The organism is Nonomuraea sp. NPDC000554 (assembly GCF_040300065.1).
Classification (GTDB): Bacteria; Actinomycetota; Actinomycetes; order Streptosporangiales; family Streptosporangiaceae; genus Nonomuraea.
Genome location: NZ_JBEPDC010000012.1, coordinates 252,447 through 276,775, shown reverse-complemented (window position 1 = coordinate 276,775; position 24,329 = coordinate 252,447). Strand labels below are relative to the sequence as shown.

Sequence of the window (24,329 nt, the reverse complement as noted above, 5' to 3'; positions counted from 1 at the left end):
TCGCCCCTCGCTGGCCGGGGGGCAAACCGTTTACGCTGGTCTGCGTGCAGGCGACGGTGCGTACTTTCGACGAGGCGACACGGTCCGGCTCGGTCTTCCTCGACGACGGGACCGTGCTGGAGTTCGACCCGCCCGCCTTCGACGCGGGCCCGCTGCGGCTGCTGCGCACGGGGCAGCGGGTCAACCTGGGAATGACGGGCGACCGGATCACCTACGTCACCCTGTCGACGTTTCCCGTCCCCGGCTGAACGGGCAGCCCCAGGAAAGGCGAACGCCCGAGCGCCATTAAGGCGGCTCGGGCGTCGGCTTCCGTTGCGGTTACTTCTTCTTAGCGGCCTTTTTGCCGCCGGCGTTCACCATTTCCTTGAAGTCGGAGCCGGGGCGGAACTTCGGCGCCCAGCTCTCGACCACCTTGATTTCCGCGCCGGTTGACGGGTTCCTGGCCGTCCTGGCCGGCTTGTGCGCCATCTCGAACGCGCCGAAGCCCGTGATCGAGACCTTGTCCCCATTGGCGACAGCCTTCTGGATGGCGTCGATGACCGCGTTCACAGCCTCCGTGGCCGTCTTCTTGTCGCCCACCCGGTCCGCGATGGCGTCGACGAGTTCCCGCTTGTTCATGAAAGTTGTGCTCCCCCAGTTACGGCGCGGGGTTCCAGCTCACAAGTTCGACGTAGAAACCCCTTACGCGCTCGAAAGTAGGCGGGATTGCGGGGGAACTCAATCACCTAGCGTGTTTTCGGGTGCGCGTGGCGTGTCATCCATGGAAGCGAGAAAGACCAGCAGCCGGGCCGCCGCCCTTTCCGGGTCGCGCTTGGCCAGGTCGCAGATCGCGAGATAGCGGCGGGCCGGCCGCTCCCTTTCGGCGGCGGGCAGCGCTTTGACGCGGCGGTGCGCCTCACGCAACCGCCGCGCCAGCTCGTCGTCTTCGAGGTCGTCTAGACGGTCTTCGGCAGCCATGGCTGCCGACCATTCTCGTACGCCGCCACCTCGTCGGCGTGACGCAGGGTCAGCCCGATGTCGTCGAGGCCCTCCATCAGCCTCCAGCGGGTGTAGTCGTCGATCTCGAACGCGACGACCTCGCCGGCCCAGCGCACCTGGCGGTTCTCCAGGTCGACGGTCACCTGGAGGGCCGGGTCGGCCTCCACGGCGGCCTGCAGGGCCTCGACCTTCTCGCCCGGCAGGACGACCGGCAGCAGGCCCATCTTGGTGGAGTTGTTGCGGAAGATGTCGCCGAACCTGGCGGCGATCACGACGCGGAAGCCGTACTGCTGCAGCGCCCACACGGCGTGCTCGCGCGAGGAGCCGGTGCCGAAGTCGGGGCCGGAGACGAGGATCGAGCCGCCCTCGTACGACGGGTCGTTCAGCACGAACGTCGGGTCCTCGCGCCAGGCGGCGAACAGGCCCCTCTCGAAGCCGGTGCGGCTGACCTGCTTGAGCCAGACGGCCGGGATGATCTGGTCGGTGTCGACGTTGCTGCGGCGCAGCGGCACCGCCGTACCGGTGTGGGTGACGAATGCGTCCATCGGAACGGTTCTCCTGTCAGAGGTCGGCGGGGGCGGTCAGGCGGCCGGTGACGGCGGTCGCGGCGGCGACCTGCGGCGACACCAGATGGGTGCGGCCCCCCTTGCCCTGCCGGCCCTCGAAGTTGCGGTTGGACGTGGACGCGCTGCGCTCTCCCGGCTGCAGCGTGTCGGGGTTCATGCCGAGGCACATCGAGCAGCCCGCCTCGCGCCACTCGGCGCCCGCGGCCTTGAACACCTCGTGCAGCCCCTCCTGCTCGGCCTGCAGCTTGACCAGCATCGAGCCGGGCACGATCAGGGTGCGGGTGGTCACCTGGCGTCCGCGCAGGATCTCGGCGGCGGCGCGCAGGTCCTCGATGCGGCCGTTGGTGCACGAGCCGACGAAGACGGTGTCGACCTCGATCTCGCGCAGCGGCGTGCCCGCGGTCAGCCCCATGTACTCCAGCGCCCGCTCGGCGGCGGCGCGCTCGATCGGGTCGCCGAAGCTCTCGGGGGCGGGCACGGACTCGTCCAGCGGCAGGCCCTGGCCCGGGTTCGTGCCCCAGGTGACGTACGGCGTGAGCGTCGAGGCGTCGATCTCGACGACCTTGTCGAACACGGCGTCGTCGTCGGTGCGCAGCGACTTCCAGTACTCGACGGCCTGGTCCCAGGCCTCGCCGGACGGCGCGTGCGGGCGGCCCTTGAGGTACTCGAACGTGGTCTCGTCCGGCGCGATCAGGCCGGCGCGGGCGCCCGCCTCGATCGACATGTTGCAGACGGTCATGCGGCCCTCCATGGAGAGCTTGCGCACGGCCTCGCCCCGGTACTCGACGATGTAGCCCTGGCCGCCGCCGGTGCCGATCTTGGCGATGATGGCCAGGATCAGGTCCTTGGCCGTGACGCCGGTGGGCAGCTCGCCGGAGACCTCGATGGCCATCGTCTTCGGCCGGTAGGCGGGCAGGGTCTGGGTGGCCAGCACGTGCTCGACCTCGGAGGTGCCGATGCCGAACGCGATGCCGCCGAAGGCGCCGTGCGTGGACGTGTGGGAGTCGCCGCAGACGATCGTCATGCCCGGCTGGGTCAGGCCGAACTGCGGGCCGATGATGTGCACCACGCCCTGCCCGGCGTCGCCCATCGGGTGGAGCCGGATGCCGAACTCGGCGGCGTTCTTGCGCAGGGTCTCGACCTGGGTCTTGGACACCGGGTCGGCGATCGGGCCGAGCACCGTCGGCACGTTGTGGTCTTCGGTGGCGATCGTGAGATCGGGCCTTCGCACGGTCCTGCCGGCGAGACGGAGACCGTCGAACGCCTGCGGGCTGGTCACCTCGTGGATGAGGTGCAGGTCGATGTAGAGCAGGTCGGGTTCGCCCTCGGCACGGCGCACGACGTGCTGCTCCCAGACCTTCTCGGCCAGTGTGCGGCCCATGATCTCCTCCTGCTTATTTGCGATGCTCCGCATCGCGGTTCGGTCGCTCGGACCCGGTCTCTTCCCTTGTCGCTACGGTCGCTGCGCTCCTCAGTCCAGAGACCGGCGCTCCCTCACGGCTTATGTGCGATGCTCCGCATCGCGGTTCGGTCTCTTCCCTTGTCGCTACGGTCGCTCCGCTCCTCAGTAAAGAGACCGGCGCTCCCCCGCGTGTGGAGTTTGCCTCCGACTTGCTTTCTCATATGTCGAGACGGCAGTATCGGTCTATGGACAACTCTAGCGGAGTCGGAGTACTCGACAAAGCCGTTCTGGTTCTCAACGCCCTCGAAGCCGGCCCCGCGTCGCTTGCTCAGCTGGTTCAGGCCACCGGTCTGGCCCGTCCGACGGCCCACCGGCTGGCCGTCGCCCTTGAGCATCACCGCATCGTGACCCGCGACACACAGGGCAGATTCGTTCTCGGCCCGCGTCTGTCGGAGTTGTCCACGGCGGCCGGAGAGGACCGGTTGCTGGCGGTCGCCGCGCCGGTGCTGATGCAGCTTCGTGACCTGACCGGCGAGAGCGCGCAGCTGTATCGCCGCCAGGGTGACGAGCGGGTGTGCGTGGCGGCGGCCGAACGGGCCAGCGGCCTGCGCGACACCGTCCCCGTGGGGTCCGCGTTGCCGATGACGGCGGGGTCCGCGGCGCAGATCCTGCTGGCGTGGGAGGAGCCCGACCGGCTGCACCGCGGGCTGCGGGGCGCCAAGTTCACGGCCGCCACGCTGGCGTCGGTGCGGCGCAGGGGGTGGGCGCACAGCGTGGGCGAGCGCGAGCAGGGCGTGGCCAGCGTCTCGGCGCCGATAAGGGGCAGCGGGGGCAAGGTGGTCGCGTCCGTCTCCGTGTCGGGGCCGATCGAACGGCTGACCAGGGCGCCCGGCAGGCTGCACGCGGTACCGGTGATGGCGGCCGCCGAACGTATCACGGAGGCCATGCGCCGCACGTCATGATCAGCAAAAGCGTTTATTTGGGGAGCCGACTGCCTCGCGGGCGCACTAGCCTGAGTGGGTGACAGATCGCATCGAGGTAGCCGCCACTGAGCTGCGACCCCTGCTCGAAGAGTTCATCATGTGGGCGCGTAAGCACGCGCCTGACAGCGACCCCGAGCTCGTGGGGCCAGCCGCACTCTGGCACCGCCTCGCCTTCTCGCAGGACCTCGGCACGTGGAAGCGTGCCGACCTGCGCAACCTGCTGCTCGACCGCATGCCGAAGGTCGTCGACGATCCCGACGCCGCCGCCGACGGGATGCTGCCCGCCGTCGACGCGTACCTGACGTTCCTCGACCAGACGGGCAGGCTGAGCAAGGGCTCGCACTCCCTCGCGGAGCTGCGGGCCGAGCTCGACGACGTCGAGGACGAGTTCGTCGAGCTCATGGAGGACCTGCTCGACGAGGGGGACGACGACGGCGACGGCGACGAGGAAGCCGGCGACCTCGGCGACTTCGAGCCGTTCGCCGACGAGCTGGCCGACCTCGACACGATCAGGCTGCGTCCCGACTCCGAGCTGGCAGCGGCGGCCCGTGAGGCGCCGCTGATCACCAAGGCGCGCGACCTGGCCCTCTGGGTCGGCTCGGGCCGCAAGGTGGGCGAGGAGACCCTGCTCTCCGACGCCGAGGTGGAGGACGCACTGACGGCTGTCGGCCTGCCGAAGCCCGAAGCCGACGGGCCGCTGGCCGAGGCCGTGCCGCAGCTGTGGAACATCTGGAACCTCGCCGTCGATCTGGAGTTCCTGGAGCCCGGCGAGGCCAACACGGTCGCCGTCCAGGACGACACGGCCGAGTGGCCGTTCGACGACGACGAGGACGTCCTCGACGCCTGGATGCTGGGCCTGCACTCGGTCGACTACGGCGACCCGGAGCTCGACGACGAAGACCTGACCATGGCGCTGGCGGGGCTCACCCGCGGCGTGCTGGTCAGGCTGCTGCTGGCAGGCGGCTCGCGCGAGCGCGGCGAGCTGGAGCAGGAGCTGTCCGAGGCGGCGGCCGACCTCGACGAGCTGGGGTCCGACGCCTGGGAGGCCGCGGGCGACCCGCTGGCCACGGCGATCGACTGGCTGGTCGGCTACGGCATGGCCGAGGTCTCCGGCACCACCGTCAGCCTCACCGCGCTGGGCACGGAGGGCGTGGTCCACCTCGTCGACGACTCCGACATCGAGCTCGACGCGCGTCCGGCGATCGAGTCGATGAGCGCGCACGAGCTGCTGGCGCTCAGCGCCGAGCTGCCGGAGGAGGAGGCCGACGCCGAGTTCGCCGCCTGGATGCAGCTGCGCGAGCCTGAGAAGGCCGCCGAGGAGCTGCTGGCGGCCGCCGCTGAGGACGAGTCCGACGCGCTCATCCGGGTGCAGGCGGCCAGCGTGGTCGGCACGCTGGGCGAGGCGGCCGTCCCCGCCTGGCAGGAGGTGCTGAAGGTGCCGTCGCTGCGTCCGTACGCGGCGACGCATCTGAGCCAGCTGGAGGTGGAGGGCGCTCCCGAGCCGACGCAGGACGACACGCACTGGCTGATTCTCGACATGTGGACGATCTCGGCCGGGCTGGGCCGCTCCGAGTTCGTGAGCAGCCTGCGCGACATCGGGCCCGAGCTGCTCAACAACCTGCTCGAGGTGATCTGGAAGATCCCGCACGCGCACGTGGAGGAGCTGCTCGACCTGATCTCGCAGGTCCATCCTGACAAGCAGGTCGCCAAGGCGGCCCGCCGGGCGCTGTTCAAGGCCCGTTCCAACGCGTGAGCCGCTGAGGGGCTGGAGTCGAACTCCAGCCCCTCAGCCGGGTCACTCCGGGAATCGTCGGCGCGAAAAAGAAAAACCGCCCGGCGATAAACGCTGGGCGGTGATGAGGTGAGACGTAGTCCCGACCGGATTCGAACCGGCGCTACCGCCTTGAGAGGGCGGCGTCCTGGGCCACTAGACGACGGGACCTTCGCAGCTTGCTGGACAGTGGTAGTCCCGACCGGATTCGAACCGGCGCTACCGCCTTGAGAGGGCGGCGTCCTGGGCCACTAGACGACGGGACCCTGTCCACAAGCGATTTTGCCGGGCCTCCCCGGCAACGCAGGTAACTCTACCGCACCCCATGGAGCACTCCAAACCACTATCAGGCCAGCAGATCGGGCCTGTGGCGGCGCACCCAGTCGCCCATCGGCCCGCGCTCCCAGAGCGGATCGACGGCGCCCAGCGGAATGGCGAGCCACTGCAGGCCGGTCTCCGGGTCGACGGGCACGCGGGCGAGATGGTCGCGCATCCAGCGGGGCATGCGGGCGGGGACGTCGCGCTCACCCCAGCCGACGAGCCCCACCGACTGCATGGCGCCCGCGCGGACGCGAAGGCCCCCAGGACGGCCGATCGTGCGCGGGCTGGCCATCCGACTCCGGACGACGTCGACGCGCTCGATACGGGGCCAGCTGAGGCGCAGGCGGTAGCCGTAGGCGTCGGACATCTCCACCCCTTGCGGCGAGAAGCGGACCACGGTGCCCGCCACCATCCGGCGGTACTTGACCACCAGGACGCCGCCGAGCGCGGCCGTGGCGGCCACGCCGATCACCAGGCCGGCGACCGAGCTCTGGGTGAGGAGGGCGCCGAGCAGGAGGCAGACCGGAAAGAAGAGCACCAGCGGGGGGACGAGGGGGGCGGCGAAGGAGAGGAATGAACCTCTTCTGATCCGGAATTCATCCATAAACCAAAAAGCGGACATCTCAATGAGACATCCGCTAGAAGCTGGGGTACCAGGACTCGAACCTAGACTAACTGAACCAGAATCAGTCGTGCTGCCAATTACACCATACCCCACCGTTCCGAACCCCTTGGGGCGCGTTCGGCGACGTCCGAAAGAATAGCCCAGCTTGGCGGCATCACCAAAACGATTGGCCAACGAGCTCTCCACGGCGCGCCGCGCGCACCCGGCATGCGAAGCTGAGGAGGACAAAACACCACGTGGAGGAGCGCAAGCGTTGGCCGAGAACCCGTTGTTCGCCCCCAGCAGCCTTCCCTACGAGCTGCCGCCGTTCGAGGAGATCCGCGAGGACCACTTCCTGCCCGCCTTCGAGCGCGGCATGGCCGAGCAGCTCGCCGAGGTCGACGCGATCACCTCCAACGCCGAGGCCCCCACCTTCGACAACACGATCGCGGCCCTGGAGCGCTCCGGGCGGACCCTCGACCGCACGGCCACCGTCTTCTACAGCCTGTCCGCGTCCCACGCCACCGACGGCATCAGGGAGATCGAGAAGCGGATCTCACCCGAGCTGGCCAAGCACAGCGACGCCATCAGGCTCAACCGCGCGCTGTGGGCCCGCATCAAGCAGGTGAGCACGGAGAACGCCGAGGAGGCGTGGCTCCTGGAGAAGTATCGCGAGGACTTCGTCAGGGCGGGGGCCGACCTGTCGGAGGACGAGCAGGCCAGGCTGAAGGAGCTCAACGAGGAGCAGTCGAAGCTCTCCACCGAGTTCTCCCAGAACCTGCTCGCGGCGCTCACCGGCTCCGCTCTGGTCGTCACCGACGCCAAGGAGCTCGACGGGTTCGACGAGGCCACGATCGAGTCGCTGCGCAAGGACGGCGAGTACGTCCTGCCGCTGCTCAACTTCACCAACCAGCCCGCCCTGACCCAGCTGACCGACCGCGACGTGCGCCGCCGGCTCTACACGCTGAGCGTCGAGCGGGCGCCGGAGAACTTCGAGCTGGCCGTCAGGCTGGCCACGCTGCGCGCCGAGCGGGCCGCGCTGCTCGGCTTCCCGACCCACGCCGCCTACAAGGTGGCCGACCAGACGGCCAAGACTGTCGAAGCGGTCGAGGAGATGCTCGGGCAGCTCGTCGGCCCGGCCGTGCGCAACGCCCACAAGGAGGCCGAGGCGCTCAGCGAGCAGGCCGGGTTCGCGATCGAACCGTGGGACTGGTCGTTCTACTCCGAGAAGGTGCGGCAGGCCCGCTACGACTTCGACGCCGCCGCCATGCGCCCGTACTTCGAACTCGACCGCGTCTTCCGCGACGGCGTGTTCTACGCGGCCACCCGCCTGTACGGGGTGACGTTCACCGAGCGTCCCGAGCTGAAGGGCTACCACGAGGACGTCAGGTTCTTCGAGGTCCGCGACGAGGACGGCGGCGAGCTGGGCCTGTTCGGGCTCGACCCGTACGCCAGGCCGACCAAGCGCGGCGGCGCCTGGATGAACAACCTGGTCGACCAGTCGTACCTGTTCGGGACCAGGCCGGTGGTGCTGAACAACCTGAACGTCACCAAGCCCGCCTCCGGGCCGACGCTGCTGACGTACGACGAGGTCAACACGGCCTTCCACGAGTTCGGGCACGCGCTGCACGGGCTGTTCTCCGCGGTGCGCTTCCCGCGCGTCTCCGGCACCCGCGTGCCGCGCGACTTCGTGGAGTACCCGTCGCAGGTGAACGAGATGTGGGTGACGTGGCCGGAGGTCCTGGCCAACTACGCCAAGCACCACGAGACGGGCGAGCCCATGCCCGCCGAGCTGGTGGAGAAGATGAAGGCCGCCGAGCAGTTCAACCAGGGCTTCATGACGGTCGAGTACCTGGCCGCCACGCTGCTCGACTGGGCCTGGCACAAGCTGACCCCCGGCGAGAGCGTCGAGGACGCCGAGGCGTTCGAGGCGGCGGCCCTCCAGGCCGCCCAGATCGACGTCCCGCTCGTCAGGCCGCGTTACCGGACCAACTACTTCGCGCACGTCTTCTCCGGCGGCTACAGCGCCGGCTACTACTCCTACATCTGGAGCGAGGTGCTCGACGCCGAGAGCGTGGAGTGGTTCAAGGAGAACGGCGGGCTGAAGCGGGAGAACGGCGACCACTTCCGCCGGGAGCTGCTGTCGCTCGGCGGCAGCCTCGACGCGCTGACGGCCTTCCGGAACTTCCGCGGCCGCGAGCCGCGCATCCAGCCCCTCCTGGAACGCCGCGGCCTCCTCTAGCCGCGGCCCGCCCGGCGCACCCTGCATGGGGTGCGGCGGGTGGCCGGCAGCGCGCGTCGGCGGGTCAGCCTCGCAGCGTGATCGGGAGGGCGGTCAACCGGCATCCCTGGATCCCGCCGACGCCGATCTGCCGGAGTTCGGCGAACGGCACCGCGAGGCGCGCGTCGGGAAAGTCGCTCCGCAGGACGTCCACGATCGCGCCCAGCTCCAGCTGGGCGAGCTGCGCGCCGGTGCAGTAGTGCGGGCCGGCGCCGAAGGTGAGGTCCGGCCCGTTCGACCGACCGGGGTCGGTGTTGATGCCCTGGATGTCCACGAGGACGGGCGACCGGGCGGGCAGCCGCACCCCGGCGAGCTCGATGTCGGTGGCGGTGAACCGCCAGAGGGTGAAGGGCGCGGGCGGGTGCCGGCGCAGCGTGTCCCGGACGAGCTCGCCGGTCGCGATCCTGCCCGCCACATCGCTGTCGGCGTCCAGGACGTACGCGAGCAGGAAGCCCAGTGAGGCGTCGGTGGTGAGCTGACCGGCGAAGATCAGTGTGAAGAGCAGGTAGTGCACCTGTGCCTCGGTGAGCTCGTCGGGCACCCGCTCACGCAGCTCGACGGCGAGGCCGTCCTGGCCGTCCTGGAGCGCGGCGCCGGCCAGGTCCGCGAACGCGGCCATGGCCATCCCCACCTCCTCGGGGTCGTCGCTGTACATCCGCCGGCAGGCCACGATGGCCTGGTCGACCCGCGCGAGCGGCACGCCGAGCACGTCGCAGACGACGCTGAGGGGGAAGCGCGTGGCGAAGTCCGCCATCAGGTCGACCGTGCCGCCGGCGGCGGCGAGCCCGGTGAGCAGCTCGCGGGCGATCGTGGTGATCCGCTCGGCGTAGTCGTGCATCCGCCGGGCCGTGAAGAGCGGGGCGTGCGCGCGGCGCAGCGCCTCGTGCGCCGCGCCGTCGAGGGTGGTGAGGGACGGTTGCGCCGCGGCGGTCGGTTCGAGCCCCGCGGTCCGCGGGTCCCACCCGGCCGGCGCGTACGCGGGGTCCTTGACGATGCCCGGGTGAGTGAGTACCTCGCGGGCCAGGGCGTAGTCGGTGACGATCCACACCTGGCCGCCGGCCGGGGCGTCGGCGCGGACGATCGGCCCCAGAGCACGCAGGGCGGCGTGGGCAGGATGGGCCTCGCCGATGCCGCGGACGGTGACGGCGAACGGGTCGATGCCGGCGTGCGGCGCGTTGAACATCTGGGCTCCTAGGAGGCTGTCCGGATCTTGAGTGGGGGCGCGGGTCGGCGGCCTTGGGCGGGCCGGTTACGTCCGGGAAGCATGCTGGTGACGCCCGCGAGGAAGGCCCTCCTGGCGGCCTGCCGGCAGGAGCAGCGGCGCGACGACGATCAGCCCCGGCCATCGGCGAGCAGGGGAAGGAGTGCGCAATCGAGATACCTCCACCATAAAGTAATTCCATGGTGAAGGTATATTTGGGACGATAGGTTGTCAAAGCGTGCCGCTGGCGGGATTCGCCGGCACGAGAAGGGAACCGGAGGGCCCAGATGGAGAAACCGATGGCCGGCGGCGTCGCGGCGCAGCGTGTACGGCTGGCGGAAGGACTCAGGGCCTACGGCGCGAGCTTCACCGAGCTGGGCCGCCGCTTCGCGGCCCTGCTGGGCGTGCACTCCACCGACGCCTTCGCCCTCCTGGAGATCGCTTCGTCCGAAGCGAGGGGCGCCCCGCTGTCGCCCGCCCTCCTCAGCAGGCGCATCTCACTGTCCTCGGGCGCCATGACCGCACTGCTGAACCGCCTCGAACAGGCCGGGTACATCACCCGCAGCCGCGAGCACACCGACCGGCGGATCGTCACCCTGCGCAGCAGCGCGCGCGTCAGGGAGCTCGCCGACGACTTCTTCAGGCCCGCGAACGAGCGCCAGAACGCGATCCTGTCCCAGTACCCGCCGGAGCTGCTCGAGCAGTTCGAAGCGGTACTCGACCAGCTGAGCACCGCCATCGACGACACTCTCGCCGAACCCCCACCCGGCTCCTGACCCACCTCACCCTGTCCGTCGAGCCGCCCAGCCCACGGCCACAGACCACCGGGCCAGACGCCGCCGATCCCGCGCAGCCACCCGTGGCGCACGACGAGCCGACGCCCGGGAGGCCGCGGCACCGCCGTGCGTGCCTCCCTCCCCCAGGGACCTGCGACTCACAAGCGCAACCGGACTGCACCGAACCGGCTGGCGCGATCCTCGGACTGCGCCGGCCGCACCTACGAGCGGCGGTCGGCGCTCGCAGGCGACGTGCCCTCGCATGACGGGTGGCTACTTGACGCGGTCTCCAGACGCGTTCCTGGCCGATCTCCTGCGAGTAAGGTCGGGCTCGTGACCGTCGAGATCGAGATCCTGCGCGAGGCGAGCGACGAGGCGGTGGCCGCGTTCGGCCGGCTGCTGCCACAGCTGTCGGCGACCGCGGCGACGGTTGATCGTGAAGCCCTGGCGCGGCTGGTGGCCTGCGACACGACGACCGTCCTGGTAGCCCGCCTGCACGGTCAGATCGTGGGGAGCCTGACCCTGGTGGCCTTCCCGCTGCCCTCCGGGCTCCGCGCGCGCGTCGAGGACGTCGTGGTGGACGAGGTCGCGCGCGGGCAGGGCGTGGCGGCGGCGCTGCTGGACAAGGCGGTCGAGCTGGCCGGGCGGGCCGGAGCCCGCACCGTGGACCTGACGTCGCGGCCGTCCAGGGAGGCCGCGAACCGGCTCTACGAGCGTGTGGGCTTCCGACGGCGGGAGTCGACGGTCTACCGGTTCGTCCCGGCCGGATAGGCGGAGCGGGCACCGGTCCGTCTCCGGGAGCGGTGAGCGCCCGGTCACCTGCTGAGCTCTTCGACCGACCGGAGGCACCTGGGAGAGCACACGGAAGGGCCGGCACCGGGGCTCGGCCGTACGCGTCGGTCTGAATCCTCCACGAGCGGACCTGCACCCGAACTATGGTGTGGAACTCTCGATCATGGAGGTAGCACTATGAAGCACACGATTACCCTGCGAATCGGCCGGTCGGCACTGGTGACCGCGCTGGCTGGAGGGCTCGCGCTGGCCGGCGTCGCCCCGGCGGCGAACGCCGCCCCCACCGCCTCCGCGGCCCAGCAGATGACGATCGGGCCGTTCGGGTACGGCCCCCTGAAACTCGGGATGCCCCTCGCGCAGGCCAAGGCGACCGGGAAGATCGTCCGCAAGACCATCAACGCCCGCACCACGTGCTCGGCCTGGGACCTGAAGGAGCAGAAGTACGACGGCGACCGGGCGGGGGTGTTCATCTCCAAGACGCAGGGCGTGGTCACCATCTCCGCGCCCAGCAACGTCAAGACGCCCCAGGGCATCGGCAGGGGCTCCACCCCCGCGCAGTTGAAGGCCGCCTACCCCAACCTGAAGCAGAGCCGGCTGTACGGCACCCCCATCGCCGCCGTGCCGGGCAACCCCAAGGCGATCTACGTCTTCCTCGCGTCGAAGAACATGGTCGTCGGTGTGACCCTGGTCCTGACCGCACAGACCTGCCTCCGGTAGCGGCCCGTCGCGCGAGCTCGGCCGGCGTCTTCGGCACGACGTGCGGCGAGTCGTCGGGAACCAGCTCGCAGGGCGCCACCGGGTCTGCCAGTACTGCTCCACCCGTAGACGGGATCTTCGAGATCCCGATCACCTGTGTTCGACACAAGCGGACGCGTGCGGCGACCGGCTGGGTCGGTGTGGGATCGGCAGCGGCGTGCCGCCGCCGATCCCACGGTGGTTACCGCTGGGCCGGCGCCACGGCGAGGTACAGAGCTGTGTTCTGCTCAGCGTCGCTGCGCGAGCGCAGGAAGCCGGCCTTTTCCAGCACGCTGACCGAGGCAGGGTTCGACAGTTCCACGTTGGCGTGGACCGTGTGGACGCCTGGCGCGGTGAGGGCGAACTCGGTCAGGGCACGCGTCGCCTCGGGGGCGTAGCCGCGGCCCCGCCGGGAGGCCACGACGCCGTACCCGATCTCCAGGGTGCCGTCGCTGGGCGGCCAGAACAGGCCGATCGAGCCGACCACCAGGCCGGTGTCGCGCTCGATGATCTGACGGTGGCCGTACTCGCCCAGCCACGCGGGGTGCTCGGCGAACAGGCCGGCGATGACCTGGTCACCCTCGGCGGGGAAGTCCTCGGCCCAGTGCGCCGGCCGGGCGCCGTCCAGGACGGCGCTGACCTCGGCGGGGGTCCACGACCGCAGGATCAGGCGGTCGGTGGTCAGGTCGGTGTCGGTCACCGAGAAGAAAGAAGACATGTGAGACTCCTGGTCGTTCGTACGACCCGGACCGCGCGCTAAGGTCGCGCGGACCGGACAAGGGCATGCTGAAGAAGGCTGCTGGCAGCCATATTCATCAACCTCCCTCGTCACATAGCGATCAGGCGTCTCTCGCGCCGTCAGGCGGCGGGCTCCCGCCCTGCCTCCCAATCGGAACATGGCACTGGTCCGGGTAACCGCCACAACGGCACGAGTTGTCCGGTGAACCCTACACAATCGTCGCTGCCCTGGCGTGATCACGTCCTTGGTGCGGTGGGGTGCGTGATGCCGTGTTCGAGGACGACTGTTACGGCCTAAGGCGTGGAGGTGCGCACGCGTCAGCGCGAACGCTCACGCCGCCGCGGCGGCGAGCAGGATCCGCGCCAGCTCGCGCGGCTGAGAGAACATCGGCCAGTGACCGGTGTCCATCTCCACCAGCCGCCAGTGCTCGCTGGTCAGTAGCTTGGCCACGTCGCCGTTCGGCTCGTCGCCGTCGAGCAGGCACTTGACGTACGTCGCCGGAAGCTCGCCGAGCGGGCGTGCCAGCACGGCGGGCTCGGTGAGCGTGGCGCCCGGGTGCGGCGTCGAGCCGCCCACGATCCGGGCGATCTGCCCGTCGGTGAGCCCCTGACCTTCGTAGTCGGCCGCGGTCAGCGGCGCCCAGAAGCCCTCGTGCTCGGCGATCGAGGACTCCACCATCGCCCGGCCGTCGTCAGACCAGCTGGACACGAACGACTCGCCGTCGGCCGGCACGTTGGAGTCGACGAAGACCACCCGAGCCAGCCGGTCGCCGATCCGCTCGGCGGCCTGCCCGACCGGGATACCCGAGTAGCTGTGCCCGACCAGGACGACGTCGCGCAGATCGTGCCGTTCGACCTCGTCGACGATGTCCTGCACGTGGGTCTGCAGCCTGGCCGGCACACCCTGCTTGTCAGCGAGGCCCGACAGCGTCAACGGATGGGCGCCGTGGCCGGCCGCACGCAGCTCCGGCACCACCTCGTCCCACGCCCACGATCCGAGCCACGCGCCTGCTACCAGTACGTATTCCGCCATGACGGCAACCTAGCGGAGCCGTCCGACAATCCCAGACCGGCCGCTACGCGAGCCCCCACGCCGAGGTGCCGGCCGAACCACCTCCGGAACGCGGGTCTGGTCGAGGCGGTCCATGAGCTGTGCTGATCAGTGAGGCGTTCGATGCATGCCCCCTGCGTGTACGCGTACGCGGTGAGCGGGTGTGGTCGCCGGCGGCAGGTATCGAGGCCGCTGGACGAGTTGGACTCACTCCTTGAAGCGCCCCAGCCGGATGGACTGGCCGTCGGCGCTGACCCTGGCGGTGAATTGCTCGCGGTCAGGGCAACCGTCTCGTAGCCACCTCGTGTAGGTCTCCTCGAAGTCGTCCCACAACCGTGATCTGCCTCCTTGGATGACCTCCGTGCCGGTTTCGCCGGGGTGTGCCGTGGCCAGCGCCCAGCCGTCGCCTTCGAGGTCGCGTAGCCGCATGACCCACGCCCATCCGTCGTCCTGCTCCTCCCAGCCCGCAGTGGTGACGGCCACGTGCGGAGCCTGAGCGGCGAGGAAGAGCCCGAATCCGTGAGGGAGCGCCTGGTGGGGGGCGCGCGGGTCCAGCCGGATCGCGCTCATGGCGCGCTGCTCGGAGTACGGCGGCCAGGCGGGCCGCCGTTGCGACCGCATCATCATGAAGCTCGCGCCCTCGTGAAACCGGCCGACCGCGGTTCCGTCGTCGAGCACGTCCAGGCGCAGTTGCTCGCCCCAGTGGCCGGATGGCGGCATGTACGGCATGACGATCACGCCGCCAGGCCGAGTCTGTTCGACCCACGCGTACGGGATGTCGCGCACACCGCAGGTGACGTGCACCCGGTCGTACGGCGCCCGGTCGAGGGCTCCGAGAGCGCCATCACCCACGAGCGTGAACGGTGAGAACCCGGCTACCTTGAGATTGCCTGCGGCAGCCTCGGCCACGACGGCGTCCACTTCGATCGTGGTCACCTGGTCGGCGCCGAGCCGCCAGGCGAGCATGGCGGCGGTCCAGCCGGTGCCGGTGCCGATCTCCAGGACGTGGTGGTGCGGCCTCAGCTCGAGCAGGCGCAGGAACTCGGCGGCCACGTGCGGGGAGGACAGCGACGAGGTGGGGCTCGCGTTGGTGTCTGTGACGTCCGCGCTGCCGTCTCCGCGCTGGGTGACGATCGCGCTGTTGCTGTAGACGGCGTCCCACCAGGTGCCCGGGTCGACATCGCGGTCGATGGCGTGCATGGGGCGGTTGTCCTGCGGGTCGGCCCAGGCCCGGCGAGGCACGAACAGATCGCGCGGCACCTGATGCAGCGCTTCGAGCCAGGCGCGGCCGTCCTGTTCGGCGGGGTCGAGCACTCCGGCGCTGATCAGATAGTCAGCCAGCGCCTGGACGCGTCCTCGGCGGGTGCGGTTGGGCACCGTGACATCACCCCTTCGGTTTGCAGGAGACACTCGGCTTGCAGGCGGGGGCGGGGGGCTGGTTCGGATCGCACCTGCCCTTCGGGCTACAGGAGTCCGGGTCATGCATGCCCGGATCGCAGCCGGGATTGCAGCTCGGCTCACATGGTCGGTGTGCGTCGAGCACGGGCCTGATGTCGCGCGCGGTGATCTGCCGCACCTGGCCCAACAGGGAACGGAGCGGGACGTGCCGGACGTCGCCGGCGGACAGCCACCGGCCAAGAGGGCATGGCGTCACGGTGCCGTCCGGCAGGATGGCGGCGACGCCGTCGCCGCAGCGCCCGCACAGTTCGGAGGCCTCGCCTGCCCGGAGCGCTGGGCGGCCCAGAAGGCGCATCCGGTCCACACCCAGGTTGGTGACACCGAGGTCGGTGAGCAGGGACCTGGCCTGCTCGACCCGCTGGCCGTCCCCGAGATCGACGAGCCCGACACGCAACGGGATGCCTCGCCGTACGGCCTTGCCGATGTTGGCCTGGGTGCGTGGCAGCGTGTCGCGGCCGGTGATCCGCGTGTGCTGGATCGGATCGTCGCTGTAGAAGGACGTGGCAAGGCGCACGCCCGGTTGGGCGAGCACCTGCCACATGGCGTCTGAAACGTGTACGAGGTTGGAGTACACCTCCGCCTGGAGACCCGAGGCGAGCGCGTGGCCGATCAGCGTGGGCAGCGCCCGGTAGAGCAGGGGCTCGCCACCGATGAACTGCACCAGCCGGACGCCGAGATCGGCGGCCTGGTCGATGACGTCGGTCCAGTCGGCGACGGTCATGCTGCCGTCCGTACCGGTGGGGCCGGAGTCGGCGTAGCAGTGTGCGCAGGCGAGCTGGCACCTGCCGGTGATCTCCAGGCAGAGGAGGTCGAGGGCTGGCTGGGGGATGGTGGTCACGATGTCCGTTCCTCCTTGGGGTGAGAGATCTGCGGCAGGGACCGCGATCCGCCTCTTGAGCCGCGCCGCTTGATCGCTGGGGCGACTTGGGCGTTTCTGTGGCGGTGGGCGAGGACGAGGTCGTCCCACACGCCTCGCGCCTGCCGGTAGGTGCCGCGTCCGGCCTCTTCATAACCGCGCTCGCCGTGGCGGAGCACGAGGAACAGTCCGCCCTGGCAGGCCCACTCGTACTCGCCGCAACAGCTGGTCTCGGTGACGCGAAGCCGCTCGCCCTGCCGCTTGAAGCGCTCCCATTTCATGCCGGACCATCCATTCGTATGGGGTGCGACGGCAGGAACAGAGGTGGGCCGTCGTACCCGTTTGAGGCCCGGTGCGCGCCCGGATCGCGCACCGGGAGATCGAAAGCCGGAGCCTGCGTACTCCGGCCAGCACCAGTCGGCGATAGACGAACGGCCCGGCCGGTGTTCGATCGGCCCCCGCGCCAGCCGCAGGCAGGCCAGCCAGTCGCCGACGCTTTCCATGGCAGCAGGATGTGGTCGTGGGGCCGGACAGCGCTGCACCACCCCTAGACATCTGCCGACACCTTGCGGTCAACTAGGTGGGCAGGGATGTCCTGAGACGGGATTGATCGCCATGGTGAACGAACGACTCCGCCGAACCATGCTCCGCGCAGGGTTGGATACCCAGCAATTGGCGGACGCGGCACAGGTCAGCGTGAAGAGCGTCGAACGGTGGCTGCATGGCACATCAGTGCCCTACCCGAAGACCCGCTACAGGGTGTCGGCCATCCTTGAGGAGGACGAGTCATATCTGTGGCCCGACGCCATCAACAAGGCATCTCTCGTAGGCGCGGAACTGGTGGGCAGCTACCCGCGCCGGAACGACGTTCCGCGCCATCTCTGGACCGAGACCCTGCGCGGGGCCGAGCGGAACGTGGATCTTCTGGCGTTCGCGGGCCTCTTCCTCACGGAGGAGCATCCCGACTGGATTCCGACACTGGCCGCCAAGGCGGAGGCGGGGGTGCGTGTGCGTCTCCTGCTCGGTGATCCGGAGGGGGCGCAGTTGGCATCGCGAGACACCGAGCACCAGATTGGAGGCGGCGTGGCCGGCCGGGTGGCCGCAGTGCTCGCCTACTACGGGCAGCGCATGCCGCCGAACGTGCAGATCCGACTGCACGACACCCCGCTGTACAACTCGATCTACAGGTTCGACGACGAGATGCTGGTCAACGTCCACGTGTACGGGATCCTCGCCGCATATACGCCGACGCTGCATCTGCGCAGACTCGATGGGGCATGGTTCAACACATACCTGGAGTCGTTCGAGCGGGTCTGGGCCTCCGCGCGGCCGTGGGATCGGGGATCGACGTGAAGAAGAGCCGACGCGTCGACTTCTGGCAGGACCCAGCAGCGCCGAAGCCGACCAGCCGCAAGGCGTCGGCCAGTGTGTTCGTTCGAGATGACGTCGGCCGGGTACTGCTGCTGCGACGTACCGACAATGACCTGTGGACCATCCCCACGGGCGGGGTGAAAATGGGCGAAACCGTCGCGGGGGCTGGGGTTCGCGAGTGCGAGGAGGAGACCGGCCTCGTCGTACAGGTGACCGGCCTGGTCGGTATCTTCTCCACCCCTGAGCATGTGATCGCCTACATGCACGGCGACAAGGTGGACGAGGTGCGGCAGCCCATCAACATCTGCCTTCGAGCCCGCGTGGTGGGCGGCTCGATGGCACCTGATCCCGCAGAGGCACAGGAGGTTCGCTGGGTCGCGCCCGACGATCTCGCGCGGTACGACATCCATCCAGCGATACGTCTGCGAATCGGCCGGGGTCTCGAAGACGGGGCGGAGCCCTATCTCGATTGAAGCCCACGCGCCCCCACGATGAGACACGGATGGCTGAGAGCGACCGCACCTCCCACGGTGGCGACCTGCAACTAAGCCGTGTTCCTACTCTCCGGGGATGGCGACCAGTCAGCGTGGCGATCCGCCAATCGGCCGCTGCGGCGGCCGGGTCATCCGCCCGGCGCCCCAGGGCCGGGGGGTGCGGGGGGCCGGCAGGCCACCTGCCGGGGGTGCGGGGGCTTGCCCCCGCACAGCACAGCCCGAGCCGGGACGCGCGAAGCGCGCCTGTCGCGAGGACCATGCCGTTGATCCTCGCGAGCCCCGCGCTCCCCGGTTACGCCAGGGTTTCGAGGCGGTGGCGGAGCCCGCCGGCTCGCCGCTCTGGCTGGGCCTGGGCGCGGGCGTGGCGGTGGCCCTGGCGCTGAACGCGGTGGCGGTGCCCGTCGCCGGGATGTTCACCAGCGGCTCGGCGGCCGTGAGCTTCCTGCGCTGGATGACGCTCTACCTGGCGCCCTTCGGCGGCCTGATCGCCGTCGGCGGCGTGCTCCAGGCGAGCGGGAGGGGCGGCCGCCTGCTCGCCGCCACGCTGGCGGGTTTCGCCGTGCAGCTGCCCCTCGCGTACCTGCTGAGCTCGTGGCTCGGGATCGAAGGCGTGTGGCTGTCGATGGCCGCCGGGGCCTCGGTCAGCCTCGCAGGCGCGCTAGCGCGGTCCGGATCCGCTCTTCGGTCCGCTCCCGTCCGAGCACCTCGATCGACTCGAACAGCGGCAGGCCGACAGTGCGGCCGGTGACCGCGACGCGGACCGGCGCCTGGGCCTTGCCGAGCTTGAGCCCGTGGGCGGCGCCGACCTCCTCTAGCGCCTCCTTGAGCGACTCAGGGTCCCAGCTGAGCGCGGGGAGGCGCTCCAGGTAGCCGGCGAGGATCTCCTCTGCGGCGGTCTTCATCGCCTTGTCCCAGGACGCCTGGTCGAACACCGGCTCATCCAGGAAGAGGAAGTCGACGTTGTTCCTGATCTCCGACAGCACCGAGATGCGGGTCTGGGCCAGGGGGGCGACCTTGCTGAACAGCTCGCGGTCCCAGTCGGCGTCGAGGTAGGTCGCGCAGCGCTCCTCGAACGTCTCGACCGGCAGGGCGCGGATGTACTCGCCGTTGAAGGCGCGCAGCTTCTTCTCGTCGAAGAAGGCGCTGGACGCGTTGACGTCCTCCAGCTTGAACAGCGGGACCATGTCCGACCACGGCATGATCTCGCGGTCGTCGCCGGGACCCCAGCCGAGCAGCATGAGGTAGTTGACCGTGGCCTCGGCCAGGTAGCCCTCGGCGCGGTAGTCCTCGAGCGCCACCTTGTCGCGGCGCTTCGACAGCTTCTTGCGCTGCTCGTTGACGATCACCGGCAGGTGCGCCCAGACCGGCGCGCTCGCGCCCAGCGCGGGCCACAGCAGCTCCTGCTTGGCCGCGTTGCCCAGGTGCTCCTCGCCGCGTACCACGTGCGTGATGTTCTGCGTGATGTCGTCGACGGCGTTGGCCAGCACGTACAGCGGGGAGCCGTCGGTGCGGGCGATGACGAAGTCCTCCTGGGCCTCGTTCGGGAACTCCACGCGACCACGGACGAGGTCGTCGACCACGGTGACGCCCTCGTCGGGGGTGCGGAAGCGGACCGCGCCCTCGGTCAGGCCGCGCTCGCGGCAGTGGCCGTCGTAGCCCTTGTGCTCGGAGCCGGTGCGGGCGACGAGCTGCTCACGGGTGCAGTCGCAGTAGTACGCCTTGCCGTCGGCGAGCAGCTTGGCCACGGCCTCGCGGTGCTGCGGCTCGTACGCCGACTGGAAGTACGGGCCCTCGAAGGCCGGGTTCGTGCCGTTGATGCCGATCCAGTCGAGTGCCGAGATGATGCCCTCGGTCCACTCGGGACGGTTCCTGGTGGCGTCGGTGTCCTCGATGCGCAGCACGAACCTGCCGCCGGACTGCTCGGCCAGCGCCCAGTTGAACAGCGCGGTGCGGGCGCCGCCGACGTGGAACATGCCGGTGGGAGACGGGGCGAAGCGCACCCGTAGATCAGTCACGGGAGACCACCTTGTTCGTGAGAGTGCCGATACCTTCGATGCCGACGCTGACCTCGTCGCCGACCTCGAGCGGGCCGACGCCGGCCGGGGTGCCGGTCAGGATCACGTCGCCGGGGATCAGCGTCATGACCGCGCTGACGTAGGCGACCAGTGCGGGGATGTCGTGGATGAGCTGGTTGGTGCGCCCGCTCTGCCGCACCTCGCCGTTGACCGTGGTGGTCAGCGCCAGGTCGCTGGGGTCGAGGTCGGTGCGGATCCACGGGCCGAGCGGGCAGAAGGTGTCGAAGCCCTTCGCCCGGGTGAACTGGACGTCCTTCTTCTGCAGGTCGCGAGCGGTGACGTCGTTGGCGCAGGTGTAGCCGAAGATGACGTCCTTGACCCGCTCGACGGGCACGTCGCGGCAGAGCCTGCCGATCACGACGGCCAGCTCGCCCTCGAAGTCGACGCGGTGCGACAGCGCCGTCGGGTACGCGATCGCCTCGCCGTGGCCGATCACGGAGGTGGACGGCTTCATGAACAGGAGCGGCTCTTCGGGCACCTGGTTGCCCAGCTCGCGGGCGTGCTCGGCGTAGTTCCGGCCGATGGCGACGACCTTGCTCGGCAGCATCGGCGCGAGCAGCTTCACTTGTGACAGCGGCAGCCGCTCCCCGGTGAGCTGCACGTCGCCGAACGGGTGACCGGACACACCGGAGACGAACTCCTCGCCCGGGCCGCCCTCGACCACGCCGAACGACACGCCTTCGCCTGTGGAGTACCTCGCTATACGCACCCGACAAGGCTATCGCCGCCGCCACTGGATTCGGCCCATCGCACACCCTGGTCACCGGGAGGCCGTTACTGCGACACCTGAGTAACACGCAAGTCAGAACGCCCCAAAATCACCCCTAAAGTCTGTTTTGTCGGACATTATCCCTGGTCAGGTGGATATTTCGTTAGATGAGGGCAAACGACGAACGCTGGGGGTGACGGATCGTGGCGGACACGATACTCAAGAATCAGACTTCGACCGTCCCGAAGCAGGGGGGCGGTCCCGGCAGCGCGCTCGTCACCGACAAGGGCACCACCAGCATCGACGACGTCGTCGTGGCGAAGATCGCCGGGCTCGCCGCGCGCGAGGTGTCCGGCGTGCACGCCATGGGCGGCGGCGCGGCCAGGGCGCTCGGCACCATGCGCGGCATGGTCGGCGCCGAGGCCAGCGTCACGCAGGGCGTGTCGGTGGAAGTAGGCGAGCGGCAGGCGGCCGTGGACCTCGACCTGGTGGTCGAGTACGGCATCGCCATCCCCGAGCTGGCCGCGGCCGTGCGCAGGAACGTCATCAACGCGATCGAGCGCATGTGCGGCCTGGAGGTCACCGAGGTCAACATCAGGGTGGACGACGTCAACCTGCCCGACCAGGAAGAGCCCAGGAAGAAGGAGCGCAAGAAGGAGGAGCCGGAGCAGGAGCAGGAGTCGAGGGTCCGATGACGGACGCCCGGACGATCGCCGACCGCGCCCGCTCCTGCCCCGGAGTGGCGGGGCTGTCAGGCGGCCCCTTCGGGGTGGTGGCCACGTATCTGCCCGGCGAGCGGATCACGGGCGTCTCCGTGACCGACGACGAGGTGGCCATCGCCATCGTGGCCCGCCTCACCGAACCGCTCCCCGAAGCCGAACCGCTCCCCGATACGGCGGATCGGCTGCGCCAGGCGGTGGCGGACCTGACCGGGGACCGCCGGGTGAACGTGCGGATCCACGACGTGGTGGAGGAGTCCCGATGACCACCCCGTCCGCCGCCGACCCGCGGGCCGCGACCCGGCCGCAGGTGCCGGAGCAGCGTCCCGCTCCCGCGCGCCTTCCCGAGGAGCGACGGGGACGCACCGAGGTGAGCGACAGGGTCGCCGCGAAGATCGCCCGGTGCGTCGCGAGAGAGCTGCCCGAGGTGCTCGACGTGGGCGAGCGCGACGGCCTGCCGTGGACGCGCTCGCCCGGCGCCGAGGTACGCGACGACCACGTGACGATCGCCCTGGACGTGGTCGTCGCCTACCCGGCGCCGCTGCGCTCGACCGCGGGGCGGATCAGGCAGCACGTGGCCGCGCGAGTCGGCGAGCTGACGGGGCTGCGGGTCCAGCGCGTGGACGTGGCCGTGACCGACCTGCGGGTGACGGCATGATCGCGCCCGTGAACCGGGCCGCCGACCGGGCGGCGGTGCGCGCCTTCCGCCCGCAGCGGACGATCCCGGCCGTCGTCGTGGCCGTGCTGCTCACGCTGCTAGGGCTGGCCGTGGCCGCCGAGACGATCTCGGCGCTGGCCGGTCACCCGCTGCGGTGGATCCCGTACGACCGGATGCTCGCCTGGGCCACCACGACGCCGTGGCAGTCACCGGCCTTCCTGGCGATCGCCGCCCTCGTGACCCTCGTCGGCCTCGCGCTGCTGGCGCTCGCGGTGGTGCCCGGACGCCCGCGGATGGTCCCGGCGCGCACCGGCGACGCCGATCTGATCATCGGGATGCGGCCCAGGAGCTTCACCAGGGCGCTGGCCCACGCCGCCGAGGAGGTGCCCGGCGTCCACTCCGCCACGGCCAGGATCCGCGGCCACGCCGTCGCCGTCACGGCGACCACGTCCGGCTGGGACGAGCAGCACTTCGAGGCGGCCGTGCGCGACGCGGTCCTGACCAGGATGGCGGCGCTGAGCCCGGTCGAGCCGTACCAGGTGCAGGTCAAGCTGAAGGAGCGCAGGTGAACCGCAGGACGGGACGCGGCAACAGGCTGGGCCTGGCCCTGGTCGGGCTGGTGCTCACCATCCTGGGCGTGCTGGCGCTGATCAGGGCGGCGATCGCGCCGCCGGGCACGCCGGTCGTGTACGGCGGTGGCACCGGGCCGTTCTTCGCCGCCGCCTCCCCGTGGATCTGGTGGGCCGTCGCCCTGGTGTCGATCGTCGTGGCGCTGCTCGGCCTGCGCTGGCTGATCGTCCAGGGGCTCGGGCAGGCGCCTCGCGCGCTGCGGCTGGAGAGCGGCCCCGGAGGCGTCACGGACGTCTCGGCCGGCGGCGTCGCGCACGCGGTCGCCGCCGACCTGGCGTCCAGCCCCGCCGTGCTGCGCGCCGGCGCCGACCTGGCGGGCACGGACCGGCGCCCGGAGGTGCGGCTGCGCCTGGTCACGGACGAGCAGGCGCCGATGCGCACGCTCACCGACCACCTGGCCGGGGTGACGCTGCCGCGCATGCGCAGCGCCCTGGAGACCGACCGGGTGCCGACGGTGGCCCGCGTCACCCTGGAGCCACCGCAGGCCTCCCCCCACCGGGTGCTGCGTTAGCGGTCGAGCGGGTTGGCGGCGACGCGCTCGACGAAGCCCGCGCGGACGAACTGGCCGGCCAGGCTCGACGGCTTGCGCGTGCCCTGCTCGGTGACGCAGGCCGTGAACTCCTTGGCGATGTCCAGCCGGGGGTGGCGTTCCAGGACCTCCTCACGCAGCGGCGTGGGGATCTCCTCGGTGCGGCGGCCGGAGATGTCCATGCCGGTCGAGAGCTCCAGCAGGTGGCCCTCCGGGTCGTCCTCCAGCCGCACCTCGTCCCACATGTGGCGGACGATCACCTCGGCGGCCCTGACCCGCCGCTCGGCGGACCAGCCCGCGCCCGCGCAGAAGGCCCACGCGACGTGCCCGCCCGCCTCCTCGAACGGCACCGTGTGGCTGTCGAACTCCGCGGTCAGGCCGAGGTCGTGCAGCATCGCCGACACGTACAGCAGCTCCGCGTCGAAGGTGATGTCGTGCGTCGCGGCGTAGGCCGCCGCCCACAGGTAGGCCCGCACGGAGTGGTTGAGCAGCGAGGGCGAGTGGTAGCGGCCGGCCACCTCCAGCGCGCCGCGGCACGCCGGGGTGTCGGGAATGACGAGGTCGTCGAGCTTCATGCCTCAAGCATGTCGTGGAATGCTAACGATCTGGAACGCAACTTGACCAGTTGATC

General features: G+C 70.2%; 29 protein-coding genes and 3 tRNA genes. 15 read left to right on the top strand and 17 right to left on the bottom strand.

The features are described from left to right. Positions 1-44 precede the first annotated feature (44 nt). Positions 45-248, top strand: coding sequence for a hypothetical protein (locus ABT294_RS23975; RefSeq protein WP_350808463.1), 204 nt, complete (start codon positions 45-47; stop codon positions 246-248). Positions 249-318: 70 nt separating this feature from the next. Here the strand turns inward: ABT294_RS23975 and ABT294_RS23970 are convergent, their stop codons facing one another. From ABT294_RS23970 to leuC, 4 genes are all read right to left on the bottom strand, one after another. Further along, on the bottom strand, positions 319-618 hold the full coding sequence (locus tag ABT294_RS23970; RefSeq protein WP_350808462.1) for an HU family DNA-binding protein: 300 nt from the start codon (positions 616-618) through the stop codon (positions 319-321). A 99-nt stretch (positions 619-717) separates the two neighbouring features. After that, complete coding sequence (locus tag ABT294_RS23965) at positions 718-957, bottom strand: SCO5555 family protein (RefSeq protein WP_350808461.1); 240 nt, start codon at positions 955-957, stop codon at positions 718-720. After that, entirely contained in the window at positions 936-1,523 is a 588-nt protein-coding gene (leuD, locus tag ABT294_RS23960) for a 3-isopropylmalate dehydratase small subunit (protein WP_350808460.1), read from the bottom strand. Before leuD ends, ABT294_RS23965 begins: the two co-directional genes overlap by 22 nt. 16 nt (positions 1,524-1,539) lie before the next feature. Then, on the bottom strand, positions 1,540-2,925 hold the full coding sequence (gene leuC / locus ABT294_RS23955; protein ID WP_350808459.1) for a 3-isopropylmalate dehydratase large subunit: 1,386 nt from the start codon (positions 2,923-2,925) through the stop codon (positions 1,540-1,542). A 266-nt stretch (positions 2,926-3,191) separates the two neighbouring features. Here leuC and ABT294_RS23950 point away from each other — a divergent pair, with 266 nt between their 5' ends. Then, positions 3,192-3,908 carry an IclR family transcriptional regulator gene (locus ABT294_RS23950; RefSeq protein ID WP_350808458.1) on the top strand — a complete coding sequence of 239 codons (717 nt, stop codon included), beginning with the start codon at positions 3,192-3,194 and terminating at the stop codon, positions 3,906-3,908. 58 nt (positions 3,909-3,966) lie between these two features. Then, the gene (locus ABT294_RS23945; RefSeq protein WP_350808457.1) at positions 3,967-5,682 is read left to right on the top strand and encodes a hypothetical protein; all 1,716 of its coding nucleotides are present in this window, start codon (positions 3,967-3,969) and stop codon (positions 5,680-5,682) included. A gap of 116 nt (positions 5,683-5,798) precedes the next feature. On the opposite strand, the gene ABT294_RS23940 is transcribed toward ABT294_RS23945, so the two are convergent. From ABT294_RS23940 to ABT294_RS23925, 4 genes are all read right to left on the bottom strand, one after another. Then, positions 5,799-5,871: transfer RNA gene (locus ABT294_RS23940), tRNA-Glu, on the bottom strand. Between the two features lie 19 nt (positions 5,872-5,890). Further along, a tRNA-Glu gene (locus ABT294_RS23935) sits at positions 5,891-5,966 on the bottom strand. An 80-nt stretch (positions 5,967-6,046) separates the two neighbouring features. Further along, on the bottom strand, positions 6,047-6,559 hold the full coding sequence (locus ABT294_RS23930; protein WP_350808456.1) for a hypothetical protein: 513 nt from the start codon (positions 6,557-6,559) through the stop codon (positions 6,047-6,049). A 107-nt stretch (positions 6,560-6,666) separates the two neighbouring features. Then, positions 6,667-6,738, bottom strand: a tRNA-Gln gene (locus ABT294_RS23925). A gap of 161 nt (positions 6,739-6,899) precedes the next feature. Between ABT294_RS23925 and ABT294_RS23920 the strand changes: the two genes are divergently transcribed. Continuing rightward, on the top strand, positions 6,900-8,867 hold the full coding sequence (locus ABT294_RS23920; RefSeq protein ID WP_350808455.1) for a M3 family metallopeptidase: 1,968 nt from the start codon (positions 6,900-6,902) through the stop codon (positions 8,865-8,867). A 64-nt stretch (positions 8,868-8,931) separates the two neighbouring features. Here the strand turns inward: ABT294_RS23920 and ABT294_RS23915 are convergent, their stop codons facing one another. Then, complete coding sequence (locus ABT294_RS23915; RefSeq protein ID WP_350808454.1) at positions 8,932-10,089, bottom strand: cytochrome P450 family protein; 1,158 nt, start codon at positions 10,087-10,089, stop codon at positions 8,932-8,934. Between the two features lie 305 nt (positions 10,090-10,394). On the opposite strand from ABT294_RS23915, the gene ABT294_RS23910 reads away from it, so the two are divergent. The 3 genes from ABT294_RS23910 (at position 10,395) to ABT294_RS23900 (ending at position 12,392) form a co-directional block, all read left to right on the top strand. Further along, on the top strand, positions 10,395-10,883 hold the full coding sequence (locus ABT294_RS23910; protein ID WP_350808453.1) for a MarR family winged helix-turn-helix transcriptional regulator: 489 nt from the start codon (positions 10,395-10,397) through the stop codon (positions 10,881-10,883). Positions 10,884-11,216: 333 nt separating this feature from the next. Continuing rightward, positions 11,217-11,654 (top strand): GNAT family N-acetyltransferase, encoded by a 438-nt coding sequence (locus ABT294_RS23905; protein ID WP_350808452.1) that lies wholly within the window; start codon positions 11,217-11,219, stop codon positions 11,652-11,654. A gap of 198 nt (positions 11,655-11,852) precedes the next feature. Continuing rightward, entirely contained in the window at positions 11,853-12,392 is a 540-nt protein-coding gene (locus ABT294_RS23900) for a hypothetical protein (RefSeq protein WP_350808451.1), read from the top strand. A gap of 220 nt (positions 12,393-12,612) precedes the next feature. Here ABT294_RS23900 and ABT294_RS23895 read toward each other — a convergent pair whose 3' ends face one another. From ABT294_RS23895 to ABT294_RS23875, 5 genes are all read right to left on the bottom strand, one after another. Beyond that, positions 12,613-13,128 carry a GNAT family N-acetyltransferase gene (locus ABT294_RS23895; RefSeq protein WP_350808450.1) on the bottom strand — a complete coding sequence of 172 codons (516 nt, stop codon included), beginning with the start codon at positions 13,126-13,128 and terminating at the stop codon, positions 12,613-12,615. Between the two features lie 351 nt (positions 13,129-13,479). Continuing rightward, positions 13,480-14,181 (bottom strand): alpha/beta hydrolase, encoded by a 702-nt coding sequence (locus ABT294_RS23890; protein ID WP_350808449.1) that lies wholly within the window; start codon positions 14,179-14,181, stop codon positions 13,480-13,482. 225 nt (positions 14,182-14,406) lie between these two features. Next, the gene (locus ABT294_RS23885) at positions 14,407-15,576 is read right to left on the bottom strand and encodes an rRNA adenine N-6-methyltransferase family protein (protein ID WP_350808448.1); all 1,170 of its coding nucleotides are present in this window, start codon (positions 15,574-15,576) and stop codon (positions 14,407-14,409) included. A gap of 7 nt (positions 15,577-15,583) precedes the next feature. Then, positions 15,584-16,495 carry a radical SAM/SPASM domain-containing protein gene (locus tag ABT294_RS23880; RefSeq protein ID WP_350808447.1) on the bottom strand — a complete coding sequence of 304 codons (912 nt, stop codon included), beginning with the start codon at positions 16,493-16,495 and terminating at the stop codon, positions 15,584-15,586. Then, the gene (locus tag ABT294_RS23875; RefSeq protein WP_350808446.1) at positions 16,492-16,794 is read right to left on the bottom strand and encodes a hypothetical protein; all 303 of its coding nucleotides are present in this window, start codon (positions 16,792-16,794) and stop codon (positions 16,492-16,494) included. Before ABT294_RS23875 ends, ABT294_RS23880 begins: the two co-directional genes overlap by 4 nt. 334 nt (positions 16,795-17,128) lie before the next feature. On the opposite strand from ABT294_RS23875, the gene ABT294_RS23870 reads away from it, so the two are divergent. From ABT294_RS23870 to ABT294_RS23860, 3 genes are all read left to right on the top strand, one after another. Continuing rightward, complete coding sequence (locus ABT294_RS23870; RefSeq protein ID WP_350808445.1) at positions 17,129-17,866, top strand: helix-turn-helix domain-containing protein; 738 nt, start codon at positions 17,129-17,131, stop codon at positions 17,864-17,866. After that, positions 17,863-18,357, top strand: coding sequence for an NUDIX domain-containing protein (locus tag ABT294_RS23865; RefSeq protein ID WP_350808444.1), 495 nt, complete (start codon positions 17,863-17,865; stop codon positions 18,355-18,357). The genes ABT294_RS23870 and ABT294_RS23865 overlap by 4 nt, the downstream gene beginning before the upstream one ends. 334 nt (positions 18,358-18,691) lie before the next feature. Continuing rightward, the gene (locus ABT294_RS23860) at positions 18,692-19,126 is read left to right on the top strand and encodes an MATE family efflux transporter (protein WP_350808443.1); all 435 of its coding nucleotides are present in this window, start codon (positions 18,692-18,694) and stop codon (positions 19,124-19,126) included. On the opposite strand, the gene gltX is transcribed toward ABT294_RS23860, so the two are convergent. Further along, complete coding sequence (gene gltX / locus ABT294_RS23855; RefSeq protein ID WP_502912113.1) at positions 19,020-20,351, bottom strand: glutamate--tRNA ligase; 1,332 nt, start codon at positions 20,349-20,351, stop codon at positions 19,020-19,022. The two genes, ABT294_RS23860 and gltX, sit on opposite strands and share 107 nt — an antisense overlap. Before the next feature lie 34 nt (positions 20,352-20,385). Then, positions 20,386-21,162, bottom strand: a complete 777-nt coding sequence (locus ABT294_RS23850; RefSeq protein WP_350808441.1) for a fumarylacetoacetate hydrolase family protein — start codon at positions 21,160-21,162, stop codon at positions 20,386-20,388. Positions 21,163-21,365: 203 nt separating this feature from the next. On the opposite strand from ABT294_RS23850, the gene ABT294_RS23845 reads away from it, so the two are divergent. Genes ABT294_RS23845 through ABT294_RS23825 form a run of 5 tightly spaced genes read left to right on the top strand, consistent with a single transcriptional unit; the run spans position 21,366 to position 23,680 of the window. Further along, positions 21,366-21,857: an Asp23/Gls24 family envelope stress response protein gene (locus ABT294_RS23845; RefSeq protein ID WP_350808440.1), complete on the top strand. Its 492-nt coding sequence runs from the start codon at positions 21,366-21,368 to the stop codon at positions 21,855-21,857. Next, complete coding sequence (locus ABT294_RS23840; protein ID WP_350808439.1) at positions 21,854-22,147, top strand: Asp23/Gls24 family envelope stress response protein; 294 nt, start codon at positions 21,854-21,856, stop codon at positions 22,145-22,147. Before ABT294_RS23845 ends, ABT294_RS23840 begins: the two co-directional genes overlap by 4 nt. Beyond that, positions 22,144-22,539 (top strand): Asp23/Gls24 family envelope stress response protein, encoded by a 396-nt coding sequence (locus tag ABT294_RS23835; protein ID WP_350808438.1) that lies wholly within the window; start codon positions 22,144-22,146, stop codon positions 22,537-22,539. Before ABT294_RS23840 ends, ABT294_RS23835 begins: the two co-directional genes overlap by 4 nt. After that, on the top strand, positions 22,536-23,108 hold the full coding sequence (locus ABT294_RS23830) for a DUF6286 domain-containing protein (protein ID WP_350808437.1): 573 nt from the start codon (positions 22,536-22,538) through the stop codon (positions 23,106-23,108). The genes ABT294_RS23835 and ABT294_RS23830 overlap by 4 nt, the downstream gene beginning before the upstream one ends. Further along, complete coding sequence (locus ABT294_RS23825) at positions 23,105-23,680, top strand: alkaline shock response membrane anchor protein AmaP (RefSeq protein WP_350808436.1); 576 nt, start codon at positions 23,105-23,107, stop codon at positions 23,678-23,680. Before ABT294_RS23830 ends, ABT294_RS23825 begins: the two co-directional genes overlap by 4 nt. On the opposite strand, the gene ABT294_RS23820 is transcribed toward ABT294_RS23825, so the two are convergent. After that, positions 23,677-24,273, bottom strand: coding sequence for an HD domain-containing protein (locus tag ABT294_RS23820; protein ID WP_350808435.1), 597 nt, complete (start codon positions 24,271-24,273; stop codon positions 23,677-23,679). The two genes, ABT294_RS23825 and ABT294_RS23820, sit on opposite strands and share 4 nt — an antisense overlap. Between the last annotated feature and the right edge of the window lie 56 nt (positions 24,274-24,329).

Coding starts and splice junctions, on each gene's coding strand:
- ABT294_RS23910 (WP_350808453.1), top strand. CDS start 10,395: ATGGAGAAACCGATGGCCGGCGGCGTCGCGGCGCAGCGTGTACGGCTG.
- leuC (WP_350808459.1), bottom strand. CDS start 2,925: ATGGGCCGCACACTGGCCGAGAAGGTCTGGGAGCAGCACGTCGTGCGC.
- ABT294_RS23950 (WP_350808458.1), top strand. CDS start 3,192: ATGGACAACTCTAGCGGAGTCGGAGTACTCGACAAAGCCGTTCTGGTT.
- gltX (WP_502912113.1), bottom strand. CDS start 20,351: ATGTTCCACGTCGGCGGCGCCCGCACCGCGCTGTTCAACTGGGCGCTG.
- ABT294_RS23970 (WP_350808462.1), bottom strand. CDS start 618: ATGAACAAGCGGGAACTCGTCGACGCCATCGCGGACCGGGTGGGCGAC.
- ABT294_RS23900 (WP_350808451.1), top strand. CDS start 11,853: ATGAAGCACACGATTACCCTGCGAATCGGCCGGTCGGCACTGGTGACC.
- ABT294_RS23820 (WP_350808435.1), bottom strand. CDS start 24,273: ATGAAGCTCGACGACCTCGTCATTCCCGACACCCCGGCGTGCCGCGGC.
- ABT294_RS23875 (WP_350808446.1), bottom strand. CDS start 16,794: ATGAAATGGGAGCGCTTCAAGCGGCAGGGCGAGCGGCTTCGCGTCACC.
- ABT294_RS23965 (WP_350808461.1), bottom strand. CDS start 957: ATGGCTGCCGAAGACCGTCTAGACGACCTCGAAGACGACGAGCTGGCG.
- ABT294_RS23840 (WP_350808439.1), top strand. CDS start 21,854: ATGACGGACGCCCGGACGATCGCCGACCGCGCCCGCTCCTGCCCCGGA.
- ABT294_RS23830 (WP_350808437.1), top strand. CDS start 22,536: ATGATCGCGCCCGTGAACCGGGCCGCCGACCGGGCGGCGGTGCGCGCC.
- ABT294_RS23870 (WP_350808445.1), top strand. CDS start 17,129: ATGGTGAACGAACGACTCCGCCGAACCATGCTCCGCGCAGGGTTGGAT.
- ABT294_RS23835 (WP_350808438.1), top strand. CDS start 22,144: ATGACCACCCCGTCCGCCGCCGACCCGCGGGCCGCGACCCGGCCGCAG.
- leuD (WP_350808460.1), bottom strand. CDS start 1,523: ATGGACGCATTCGTCACCCACACCGGTACGGCGGTGCCGCTGCGCCGC.
- ABT294_RS23895 (WP_350808450.1), bottom strand. CDS start 13,128: ATGTCTTCTTTCTTCTCGGTGACCGACACCGACCTGACCACCGACCGC.
- ABT294_RS23890 (WP_350808449.1), bottom strand. CDS start 14,181: ATGGCGGAATACGTACTGGTAGCAGGCGCGTGGCTCGGATCGTGGGCG.
- ABT294_RS23915 (WP_350808454.1), bottom strand. CDS start 10,089: ATGTTCAACGCGCCGCACGCCGGCATCGACCCGTTCGCCGTCACCGTC.